The following is an 11,262-nucleotide window of genomic DNA, read 5'->3' as shown; positions in this document are numbered from 1 at the left end:
CGGCGACTATGTCGGCAAGATGTCCCTCCTGATGGATCACACCGCCCATCCCGGCAATGTGGCAGACCCATGGTACACCGAGGACTTCGAGGCGACCTGGCGGGATGTGCTGGATGGCTGCCAAGGACTTCTGAAAGAATTTACGACAGAATGAGGTGATTCGAATGGCACAAAACGATAAGATCCAACTGTTCGAGGACAAGCGTATTCGCACCGCATGGGACGAGGAAAAGGAAGAATGGTACTTTTCTATCGTTGATGTCATCGCGGTTTTGACGGACAGTCCGAATCCCCAGACTTACTGGCGTGTTCTTAAAAAGCGCTTGAAGGACGAGGGAAATGAAACCGTTACAAGTTGTAACGCTTTGAAAATGACCGCCGCAGACGGGAAACGCCGTCTGACTGATGTAGCCGACACCGAGCAGCTTCTGCGTATCATCCAGTCCATTCCTTCACCGAAGGCAGAACCGTTCAAGCTGTGGCTGGCACAGGTCGGTCGGGAGCGCATCGAGGAGACTATCGACCCGGAGCTGACCATCGACCGGGCGTTGGAGACCTACCTCAAGAAGGGGTACAGTCGTGAGTGGATCAACCAGCGGCTGCAGGCTATTCAAGTCCGCAAGGAACTGACAGATGAATGGGATGCCCGTGGTGTGCAGAAGGGCGTCGAGTACGCCATCCTCACGGACGAGATCTCCCGTGCATGGTCCGGCATGTCCACCCGGCAGTACAAGAATCTGAAGGGCTTGAAAAAAGAAAACCTTCGTGATAACATGACGACGCTGGAGCTGGTACTGAACATGCTGGCGGAGGCGACCACCACTCAGTTTTCAAAAGATCGCAAGCCGACGACCTTCCAAGAGAATCTGGCAGTTGCCAAGGCGGGCGGCCAGGTCGCAGGACGAACCAGAAAAGACATTGAGTCTCAGTCAGACACGCCGGTCATCACACCCAAGAACGCTGCACAGCTCAATCAGGTCGTGACGGACCTGCTGGAAGGTGCAGTCTCTGACACAACTGAAGAATCAAAAGACAAGTGAACTCTGCGCATCAAGTTTTCTTGCTGTCATACACCGATTTTTTGAAAGCAATTTCAAAAAATCTATAGTGTTGAGTTATGACAAAAAAGTCCTGAAACCGCAAGGGTTTCGGGACTTTTTTATTTTGCCCGAACGGAAAACGCCCCCTGATTTTCTAACGCTTTTCTAACGCTTTCAAACACCGCCTCTCCGGTACCGTCCCTCTCGCGCTGCTCCTGTCGCCGGAGCCCCGCTCCAACTACTGTAACGCAGCCCAAAGCTCCCCCCGATGCAAAGGCATCAGGGGGATCTTCAGTTATCGTTGTACCGGCTCCCGCAGGTCCTTCGGCAGCCAGAATTTCCGCCACAGGCAGAACAAAAACAGCGCCCCGCGGAAGCACAGCTCTATGCACATGGCGACCCACGCGCCGTGCAGACCCAGCCGGGAAGTGAGCAGCAGCGTCAGCGGGATACGGACGCCCCACATACTGGCGAAGTTCAGCACGGAGCTGAGCAGGGAGCTGCCTGCCCCCTGAAACACACCGGCGCACACAATGGCCGCACCGAACAGCGGCTCGGCAAACACCACGATCCGCAGCACCTCTGTGCCAAGCGCCACCACCTCCGTGTCAGGGCTGAGGATACCGATGATCCACGGCGCCAGAAAGTACATGGCTGCCGACATCACCGCCATAATGGCCACACCCAGCAGCACCGTCACCCAGCCCAGCCGCGTCACCAGATCCCGCCGCCTGGCGCCCACGCTCTGCCCGATCAGCGTCACCGCTGCGGTTTCTACGCCGCAGCCCGGCATATAGCACAGAGCCTCCGCTGTGACGGCGAAGGAGTTGGCGGCGATGGACACCGTACCCAGCGGGGCGATCACGCCGGTGGTGACGATCTGGCCGCCGGACATGACCGCCTGCTCAATGGCCACGGGGATGCCCAGCCGCACCGCACGTTTCAGCTGCTGCGGCACAAAGCGAAGCTTCTCATCTCGCCGCAGACCCAGCATGGGGGAGCGCAGCAGGCACACACACATGATGACCGCCACGACCACCTCCGCCAGCGCCGTACCCAGCGCAGCGCCGGCAACGCCTAAATTGGCGCCCGGTAATGTGAACCCTCCGACCTGGCGGGTGGGGAAGATGAGCAGCAGGTTGAACACCACATCCAGCCCGCACATCAGCACCAGCAGGGCGCTGGGTGTCCGCATATTACCGCTGGCCTGCAGCAGCGCGGCCACCAGACCGTTTATTTGCAGGGCGGGGAGGGACAGGGCGAAGATCAGGAAATACACGGACGCACCTTGCCAGATGCTCTCCTCCGCACCCAGCCAGCGGGGGAGACTGCCGGACACGGCGCTGCCCACCAGCGCCAGTATCAGTCCGAAGGCCACTCCCACCAGCAGGCTCTGCTTCACCAGATTGCGGGCATCCCGCTCCTCCCCCGCGCCGATGCGCTGGGCCGTCTGGACGCAGAAACCCACCGTCAGCGCACGGCACAGGCCCATCAGAAGCCACGTGCTGGACGCTACCAATCCGATGGCGGCGCTGGCCTCGCGGCCCAGATGCCCCACCATGGATGAATCAATATACTGCATCGCGATGGACGACAGCTGCGCCAGAATGGCGGGGATACTCAGCTGCAATGCCATCGTTGTCTGCTGCCGCAGTGTCAGCTCTTCGCCGTTCCGCAGCGCCGCCAGCAGGTCTTTTTTCACGTACCCACTCCTCTCAGTCATCGTCCTACCACTATACCTGCTGTGAGCCAAAAGGTCAACTGCAAAATATGCCGCCGTCAGATGATTCGGAACTGCGGCCGCTTCCGGGACTGCGGCGCCCCATGAAAATGATTCTGCGGAGCACCGCGCCGCCCAGCCCGTCGTTTACTTCCCGCGTTCTCGGTCCCGCTCCACTTCCCGCTCCAGTTCCTGCATGATCTGCCGCCATTCCGGTGGCCCACGCGGTCCCGCTTTGCCTTGCCCAAAAGCTCGTCCAGCCCCTTGTATTCGCTCTCGCTCTGCGGTACACCGGAATCGCTCTCCTGTGTGGCTGAAACGCCCAGAGGGGCAAGGGGACTGACTTCTTGTTGCCAGCTATGCCCCGCGCCCTGCACAGGGGAGCTTTCTTCTGCGTTCCCTGCTCCGATATTTAAACTGTATGCTTCCCTGCTGCCGCCGCCAGGCGCCGCTATCGCCGAGGTGCCCGCCAGCCCCCGCCGTCAAAAGTCTTGGACAAGCGCCGCTGTCTGTGCTATACTGTCCATAGGCGCGCCGCGCCACTTTTTCCGAAAGGACGGACTGCTATGCACCCTCAGTTCACCGAGCTGACGCCCCGCTGGTTCAAGCGGGCCTTTATCTACACCGGCTCCATTGGCGAGTTCCGCTATCGCTTTAATAACGACGCCAAGGAGAACGTCATCCACGCCGCTGTCTACTCCCAACTGTGCTACGAGCTGGCTGCGGATGTGGCAGAGCAGGATTTTCCCTGGGACGACGACGGCGTGGAGGCGCTGAAGGCGTGGCTCCAGAGCCGCTACGAGGCGTACTGCGCCGCCAACGCCTGATGCTGATTTCATGACATGACAGAAGGGACGCAGCCGGAGAACCGGCTGCGTCCCTTTTTTGCAACTTTTTCGGCCACTCTGTTACGCCAGCGTGCCGTCGATGTTCACCACCTGCACCGTCAGCGGGATGTCCTTGCCGCTGGCGGCCAGCGCCGTTTTCACTGCGTGCTCCAGCCCGCCGCAGCAGGGCACTTCCATCCGCAGCAGCGTCACGGAGCGGATGTCATTTCCCCGGAAAATGGCGGTGAGCTTCTCGCTGTAATCCACCATGTCCAGCTTGGGACAACCGATGAGCAGTGTCCGGCCTGAGAGGAATCGGCGGTGGAAGTCGCCGTAGGTATAGGCGGTGCAGTCCGCGGCGATCAGCAGATCGCGGCCCGCAAAGGTGGGGCCTGCCGTGGGCGCCAGCTTGATCTGCACCGGCCAGTTGGTGAGCTGCCCGGACACGGGCTCTCCCGCTGCCGCAGGGGCTTTCGCCGCCATCTGCCGGATGCGGCTGCCGGGACAGCCGGTGTGAGCCGCGGGCTTGGCAGCCTGGGCCGCCTTCACCGCCGCCTCGTCGTAGGCAGGAGCCTCCCGCTCCTCAAAGGTGATGGCGCCGGTGGGGCAGGACGGCAGACAGTCTCCCAGCCCGTCGCAGTAGTGCTCCCGCATCAGTCTGGCCTTGCCGTTCACCAGGTCGATGGCCCCCTCATGGCAGGCGTGGACACACTTGCCGCAGCCGTTACACTTTTCCTCATCGATGTGAATGATCCTCCGGATCATGCAGATCCCTCCTATTCGTGTTGTGCAGTGTCAGTATACTCCCGCCGCCGCGCATTCATCTGTTGCATTTGTCACTTTGCAAAATAACAGTATTTGGAACTTTTCCGGCCATTTGGGTTATTTCTTCATCATGCCATTGTTTTACACGAAAAAACGGGAGCGGCGCTCCCGTTTTTTTCCAGTTCAGCGGTCGCTCCACGCGCCGCGGGTCATCAGGGCCAGCATGGGCATCAGCTCCAGACGGCCGGTAAGCATCTCCAGCGACAGCACCAGCTTGCTCAGCGGCGACAGGATGGAAAAGTTTTCCATAGGGCCAAGAATACCCAGGCCGGGTCCCACGTTGCTGATGCAGGTCAGGGACGCGGCGAAGGATTCCTGAAAGCCGTAGTTATCCCAGCTCACCACCAGCGCGCCGGTCAGCAGCACTGCCATATAGGCCATGATATACGCGCCGGTAGACAAGACGACACGCTCCTCCACGGGCTGACCGTCCACAGTGATGACGCTGACGTGGTTGGGGTGGACCATGCGCTTTAGCTCACGGACCAGCGATTTCCAAAGGATCAGCACACGGGACAGCTTCATACCGCCGGAGGTGGAGCCGGCGCAGCCGCCGGTGAACATCAGCACCAGCAGCGCCATGCGGCAGAACGTGGGCCACAGGGCGAAATCCACGGTGGCAAAGCCGGTGGTGGTCATGATGGTCACGGTCTGGAACGCCGCGTCCGTCACGGATTCGCCCAGCGGCACCCCCGCCTGCACACGCAGGCACACGCAGATCAGCAGCGTCACACTCACCACGATGGTGGTGTAGACCCGCAGCTCCTCGCTGCGCAGGGCGGTACGGAGCTTGCCGGTGGCGGCCAGGAACAGCAGGGAGAAGTTGACGCCCGCCAGAAACGAAAAGACGGTAATGATCCACATCACCGCAGGACTGCTGCCCGCCAGCGAGGTGTTGTTGATGGAAAAGCCGCCGGTGGCCATAGTGGTGAAGGCGTGGTTCACCGCGGAGAACCAGCTGAGCCCCGCGATGCGCAGGCAGGCCATCTCCAGCACTGTCAGCGCCACGTAGATGCAGTACAGGATCTTGGCGGTGCTGCCCACCTTGGGCACCAGCTTGGACTTGATGGGGCCCGGGCTCTCCGCCCGCATCAGGTACACCGCGCCATCCCCCAGCTTGGGCATCAGCGCCAGAAACAGCACCAGAACGCCCATGCCGCCCATCCATTGGGTCAGGGAGCGCCACAGCAGAACGCTGTAGGGCAGGTGCTCCACCTCAGGGAACACCGTGGAGCCGGTAGTGGTCAGGCCGGACACCGTTTCAAACACAGCGTCCACGTAGCTGTCCAGCGCACCGGTGAGCACGTAGGGAAGCGCTCCCATCAGGGACAGGGCGATCCAGCTCAGGGCCACGGCCATAAAGCCGTCCCGCCCGTGCATCTTTCGGTTTTTCACCGGCACCAGATGCAGCGCGCCGCCGATCAGGATGCACAGCACCGCCGTGATGAAAAACGGCAGCCACGCCTCGCCGGAGAACACCGACACCGCCAGCGGCAGCAGCAGAAAGCCTGCCTCCACCCACAGCACGTAGCTGGTGATATTTGCGACCAAACGAAAGTTCATGGCAGTTCCTCATAGCCGCGGCGAAGCGCGGCAAAAGCAGGCACCCCCCTCTGACTGCGGGGCGGCGGGGATGCCCTGTTTTCACATGGTATGGTGCGGCCGTCCAGACCGCATACATTTAAATTATATATCCGCACCGTGCCCCTGTCAAGGATGGGCGAAAAAAACATCCCGACAAGAAAAAGTTTCGTGTAAGTACGCGTTTTTTGGCACTGCGGCGCAGGTATGTTAAAATTATTATAGACAATAAGCGCCATTTTTTGAGAATTTTTCATTGCTTAAACAACTTTTTTGATTCAATTGACTTTTTCACTTTTTGTGGTATTCTAAATGCAACTTTAGCATCGTTCCGGGCAGGGCGCTGTGCCCCGCTCAGATGAAAGGAGGTCTCTGCCTTGAGCAGACTTGACATCAAGAGTCCCAGCCGCGCACAGACCGTGGTAGATAACCTCTACCGCGATGTAGAGCGCCGCATCGCCGCCAGTCCCCCGGGTCTGTGCCCCGTGGACATGTCGCTGGCGTTCCTGCATCTGTGCCACGCACAGTCCTGCGGCAAGTGCGTGCCCTGCCGCATCGGTCTGGGGCAGCTGAGCAAGCTCATCGCCACGGTGCTGGACGGCACCGCCGACATGGGCACTATCGACATCATCGAAAAGACCGCCCGTACCACGCTGAACACCGCCGACTGCGCCATCGGCCGCGATGCGGCCAGGCTGGTGCTGGACGGACTGGAGGGCTTCCGCGACGACTACGAGGAGCACATCCAGCACCATCGATGTCTGGCGGGCCTGCAGCTGCCGGTACCCTGCGTGGCGCTGTGCCCCGCGGGCGTGGATGTGCCGGGCTACATGGCGCTGGTGGGCGAGGGCCGCTGCGCTGACGCGGTGCGCCTGATCCGAAAGGACAACCCCTTCCCCACCGCCTGCGCTTACATCTGCGAGCACCCCTGCGAGGCGCGGTGCCGCCGGAACATGATCGACGACGCCATCAACATCCGCGGCCTGAAGCGCTACGCCGTGGACCACGCAGGCGATGTGCCCCAGCCCGCCTGTGCGCCGCCTACCGGCAAGAAGGTGGCCATTATCGGAGGAGGGCCCAGCGGACTGAGCTGCGCCTACTATCTGGCGCTGATGGGCCATAAGGTCACGGTGTTCGAGGAGCGGGAGAAGCTGGGCGGCATGCTGCGCTACGGCATTCCCAGCTATCGTTTTCCCCGCCAGCTGCTGGACGCGGAGATCGAATCCATCCTCTCTCTGGGCATCGAAGCACACACCGGCACCACCGTGGGCGTGGACGTGTGGGTGGAGGAGCTGCAGAAGGAATACGACTGTCTGTATATCGCCATCGGCGCTCATCAGGACAAGAAGGTGGGCATCCCCGGGGAGGACAGCAAAAATGTGATGTCCGCCGTGGAGATGCTGCGCGCCATCGGCGACGACGTGATGCCGGACTTCTCCGGCAAGCAGGTAGTGGTCATCGGCGGCGGCAATGTGGCCATGGACGTGACCCGCAGCTCCATCCGTCTGGGGGCGGACAAGGTGACCTGCGTCTACCGCCGCCGCATAGAGGACATGACGGCCCTGCCCGATGAGGTGACGGGCGCCATGGCCGAGGGCGCGGAGATCCAGACCCTGATGGCCCCCGTCCGCATTGAGGCTGATGAGGACGGCTGCGCCGCAGCGCTGTGGGTCCAGCCCCAGATCATCGGCGAGGCCGACAAGTCCGGTCGCCCCCGGCCCAACAAGGCCGACCTGCCGGAGGTGCGCATCCCCGCGGACATCATCGTGGTGGCCATCGGGCAGGGCATTGAGATCCAGGGCTTCGAGCAGGCCGGTGTACCCATCAAGCGGGGCGTATTCGTGGCAGGGCTGTCCGGCCAGGTAGGCGACATGGACAACCTGTTTGCCGGAGGCGACTGCGTCACCGGCCCCGCCACAGCCATCCGCGCCATCGCCGCCGGTAAGGTGGCGGCGGCCAACATCGATGTACATCTGGGCTTCCAGCACGAGATCGAGGTGGATGTGGACATCCCGTCCCCGCGGCTGAACAACCGCGGCCCTCACGGGCGCATCAACACCACCGAGCGGGAGGCCTGCGAACGCCGGTGCGACTTCGAGGACATCGAGTGCGGCCTGACGGAGGAGGGCGCCCGCACTGAGGCATCCCGCTGCCTGCGCTGCGACCACTTCGGCTACGGTATTTTCAGAGGAGGGAGGAATGTCAAATGGTAACGCTGACCATCGACGGCCATGCCGTCACGGTGCCGGAGGACACCACCATTCTGGAGGCGGCCCGCAGCGTCCATATCGAGATCCCCACTCTGTGCTATCTCAAGGGCATCAATGAGATCGGCGCCTGCCGCATCTGCACCGTGGAGGTGGAGGGGCAGCCCCGTCTGGTCCCCGCCTGCGACAACGTGGTATCCCGGGGCATGGTGGTCCACACCAACTCCCCCCGCGTCCGCGAGGCGCGGCGCGTAAACCTGCGGCTGCTGCTGAGCCAGCACGACACCAAATGCACCAAGTGTACCCGCAGCGGCAACTGCAAGCTCCAGCAGCTCACCAATGACTACAACCTGCTGGGCGAGCACTACATCGAAGATCTTCGGAACATCCCCGACGACTTCTCCAACCCCGTCATCCGGCTGGAGAACCGCTGCGTCAAGTGCATGCGCTGCATCCAGATCTGCGACAAGGTGCAGACCATGGGCATCTGGGACCTGATGGGCACCGGCTCCCACACCACCGTAGGCGTGGCCCGTACCCGCACGCTGGGCGAGAGCGACTGCACGTTCTGCGGCCAGTGCGTCACCCACTGTCCCGTGGGCGGTCTGCAGGAGCACGACGACACCGGCAAGGTGTTTGACGCTCTGGCCGATCCCCAGCGCATCACCGTGGTGCAGATGGCCCCCGCCGTTCGGGCGGCCTGGGCGGAATTCTTCCACCTGGACCCCAAGTACGCCACGGCGGAGCGAATGGTGACGGCCCTGAAAACCATGGGCTTCGACTATGTATTCGACACCAATTTCACCGCCGACCTGACCATCATGGAGGAGGGCAGCGAGTTCATCGAGCGCTTTACCCACCGCAACAAGTACCACTGGCCCATGTTCACCAGCTGCTGCCCCGGCTGGGTGCGGTTCGTCAAGAGCCAGTTCCCCGCCTACATCGGCAACCTGTCCACGGCCAAGAGCCCTCAGCAGATGTTCGGCGCTGTGGTCAAGAGCTATCTGGCCGACCAGCTGAACGTGGACCCCAAAAAGCTGTTTGTGGTGTCCATCATGCCCTGCACCGCCAAGAAGGCGGAGGCGGGCCTGCCCACCATGCGGAACGCCGAGGGCGATCCCGACGTGGACGTGGTGCTGACCACCCGCGAGATCGTCCGCATGTTCCGCGGTGAGCAGATCAATCCCGCCGTCCTGTCGGAAACGCCGTTCGACAGCCCTCTGGGCTCCGGCACCGGCGCAGCCGTGGTATTCGGCGCCACCGGCGGCGTCATGGACGCGGCTCTGCGCAGCGCCTATTATCTGGTAACGGGGAAAAACCCCGATCCCGACGCCTTCCACGCCGTCCGAGGAATGGACAGCTGGAAGGAGGCGAAGTTCACCATCCCCGGCGCAGGCGACGTGCGCGTGGCGGTGGTCAGCAGTCTGGGTGCGACCCGGAAGCTGATGAACGCCATCGACGCCGGTGAGGTGGACTATGACTTCGTGGAGGTCATGGCGTGTCCCGGCGGCTGCGCCGGCGGCGGCGGACAGCCCATCCACGACAGTGTGGAGATGGCAGCCAGCCGCGGCGACGTGCTGTGGAATATCGACAAGAATACGAAGGTGCGCTTCTCCCATGAGAACAAGGACGTACAGGCGCTGTATAAGGAGTACCTGCGCCAGCCGCTGGGTCACAAGGCCCATATGCTGCTGCACACCGACCACTTCGGATGGAAGATGCCCAGCGGCCACTGAGAAGCAAAAAAACATCCCGTGCCGATGCACGGGATGTTTTTTTATACAGGTTCAGCGCTTCAGAGCCTTGCGGATGGCGGGGGCGATGGTGACGGCGATGACGCCGCCGATGGCCGCCGTTACCAGCTGAGGCCAGGAGAAGGACGCGGACATGGCGGAGGCTGCCGCCTCCGGCAGGTTCAGGGCGGGGATGGCCACCTTGGTTACCAGCAGGAACAGCACCACGAACTTGCACACGGCCGCCGCGGCCACCGCCAGGTAACTGCGCAGGCCCAGGGGCTTGCCGCCGGCGATGAAGCGGAGTACCAGCACCAGTACCAGATTTCCCACGGCGATGAAGGGCACGATGGCCAGCTTGGCGGGGCCTACCCCCACCAGGAAGGCGCAAAAGGGACTGACCAGAGCCACCACCGCGCCGCACCATACGCCGCCCACCAGAGTGGACACGCCCAGCACCAGATTGACGCAGGAGCCGGTGACGAACTGGCCCAGAGCCTTGGTAGCCCACTGCAGCGCCACCAGCAGCGCGATCATGACCGCCGTCTCAGCGATCCAGAAAGTTTTATTTTTCATGCGGAAACCTCTTTCTTTTTCTTTTCCTTTATGATAGCATGTCCGGGAGAAGTTTACGTTGCCACAGCAACAAAAAGGAGGATGCGCATGGATATCGATACGGCGCTGCTGCGGCGGACGGGCCTGTTTCAGGACATGGAGGACGGGGACATCCGGCGGCTGCTGGACTGCCTGCACTGTCCGGTGCGGCGATACGGGCGGGGCGAGTTTCTGTGGCATGCCGGCGACGCGGTGCCCATGGCGGGCATCGTGCTGGAGGGCTGCGTGGATGCGGTGCAGTACGGTGAGGACGGCGGCGCGGTGCTGACGGCGCGGCAGGAGAAGGGCGGTGTGTTCGGCGACCTGCTGATGGCAGCCGGGCAGGCCAGCCCCCTGTCACTGGTGGCGTCGGCGGAGGGAGCGGCGGTGCTGTTCCTGCCGCTGGAGGGTATTCTGTCCGACTGCGGGCGGGGCTGCGCCTGCCACGTGGCGCTGCGGCGGAATCTGCTGGCGGAGACGGCCAGCAAATTCTGGGGCCTGCGGCAGCGGGTGGCCTATCTCACGGAGCCCCAGCTGCGGCGGCGCATCCTGCTGTTCCTGCGGGACCGGCGGGAGGCGGCGGGCAGCGACTACTTCCGCGTGCCCTACTCCCGTCAGGAGATGGCGGAGGTACTGGGCGTCAACCGCAGCGCCCTGTCCCGTGAGCTGGGACGGATGCAGCGGGAGGGGCTGCTGGAATTCTACCGCAGCAGCTTCCGGCTGAAAAACGTATAA

The 11,262-nt window shown here is 62.4% G+C and carries 9 protein-coding genes; 5 read left to right on the top strand and 4 right to left on the bottom strand.

What is annotated here, in order from left to right; all coding sequences use genetic code 11:
* Positions 1–155: 155 nt before the first annotated feature.
* Complete coding sequence (locus ACZM22_RS07480) at positions 156–1,040, top strand: BRO-N domain-containing protein (RefSeq protein WP_484443341.1); 885 nt, start codon at positions 156–158, stop codon at positions 1,038–1,040.
* A 295-nt stretch (positions 1,041–1,335) separates the two neighbouring features.
* On the opposite strand, the gene ACZM22_RS07475 is transcribed toward ACZM22_RS07480, so the two are convergent.
* Positions 1,336–2,742, bottom strand: a complete 1,407-nt coding sequence (locus ACZM22_RS07475) for an MATE family efflux transporter (protein WP_489543620.1) — start codon at positions 2,740–2,742, stop codon at positions 1,336–1,338.
* Positions 2,743–3,326: 584 nt separating this feature from the next.
* On the opposite strand from ACZM22_RS07475, the gene ACZM22_RS07470 reads away from it, so the two are divergent.
* Complete coding sequence (locus ACZM22_RS07470) at positions 3,327–3,587, top strand: hypothetical protein (protein WP_483268555.1); 261 nt, start codon at positions 3,327–3,329, stop codon at positions 3,585–3,587.
* Positions 3,588–3,668: 81 nt separating this feature from the next.
* Here ACZM22_RS07470 and ACZM22_RS07465 read toward each other — a convergent pair whose 3' ends face one another.
* Positions 3,669–4,352 (bottom strand): ATP-binding protein, encoded by a 684-nt coding sequence (locus ACZM22_RS07465; RefSeq protein ID WP_489543619.1) that lies wholly within the window; start codon positions 4,350–4,352, stop codon positions 3,669–3,671.
* A 183-nt stretch (positions 4,353–4,535) separates the two neighbouring features.
* A complete protein-coding gene (locus tag ACZM22_RS07460) occupies positions 4,536–5,975 on the bottom strand; it encodes a TrkH family potassium uptake protein (protein ID WP_489543618.1) in 1,440 nt (479 codons plus the stop codon).
* A 395-nt stretch (positions 5,976–6,370) separates the two neighbouring features.
* Between ACZM22_RS07460 and ACZM22_RS07455 the strand changes: the two genes are divergently transcribed.
* Positions 6,371–8,206 (top strand): NAD(P)-binding protein, encoded by a 1,836-nt coding sequence (locus ACZM22_RS07455; protein WP_489543617.1) that lies wholly within the window; start codon positions 6,371–6,373, stop codon positions 8,204–8,206.
* Positions 8,200–9,936, top strand: coding sequence for a [FeFe] hydrogenase, group A (locus ACZM22_RS07450; protein WP_489543616.1), 1,737 nt, complete (start codon positions 8,200–8,202; stop codon positions 9,934–9,936). The genes ACZM22_RS07455 and ACZM22_RS07450 overlap by 7 nt, the downstream gene beginning before the upstream one ends.
* Before the next feature lie 51 nt (positions 9,937–9,987).
* Here the strand turns inward: ACZM22_RS07450 and ACZM22_RS07445 are convergent, their stop codons facing one another.
* Positions 9,988–10,509 carry a hypothetical protein gene (locus ACZM22_RS07445; RefSeq protein ID WP_489543615.1) on the bottom strand — a complete coding sequence of 174 codons (522 nt, stop codon included), beginning with the start codon at positions 10,507–10,509 and terminating at the stop codon, positions 9,988–9,990.
* 87 nt (positions 10,510–10,596) lie between these two features.
* On the opposite strand from ACZM22_RS07445, the gene ACZM22_RS07440 reads away from it, so the two are divergent.
* Complete coding sequence (locus ACZM22_RS07440) at positions 10,597–11,262, top strand: Crp/Fnr family transcriptional regulator (protein ID WP_489543614.1); 666 nt, start codon at positions 10,597–10,599, stop codon at positions 11,260–11,262.

Source organism: Vescimonas sp., from assembly GCF_057856985.1.
Note: the sequence above shows the minus strand (reverse complement) of the source record. Positions and strands in the feature narration are given on the sequence as shown.

Coding starts and splice junctions, on each gene's coding strand:
- ACZM22_RS07470 (WP_483268555.1), top strand. CDS start 3,327: ATGCACCCTCAGTTCACCGAGCTGACGCCCCGCTGGTTCAAGCGGGCC.
- ACZM22_RS07465 (WP_489543619.1), bottom strand. CDS start 4,352: ATGATCCGGAGGATCATTCACATCGATGAGGAAAAGTGTAACGGCTGC.
- ACZM22_RS07460 (WP_489543618.1), bottom strand. CDS start 5,975: ATGAACTTTCGTTTGGTCGCAAATATCACCAGCTACGTGCTGTGGGTG.
- ACZM22_RS07450 (WP_489543616.1), top strand. CDS start 8,200: ATGGTAACGCTGACCATCGACGGCCATGCCGTCACGGTGCCGGAGGAC.
- ACZM22_RS07445 (WP_489543615.1), bottom strand. CDS start 10,509: ATGAAAAATAAAACTTTCTGGATCGCTGAGACGGCGGTCATGATCGCG.
- ACZM22_RS07440 (WP_489543614.1), top strand. CDS start 10,597: ATGGATATCGATACGGCGCTGCTGCGGCGGACGGGCCTGTTTCAGGAC.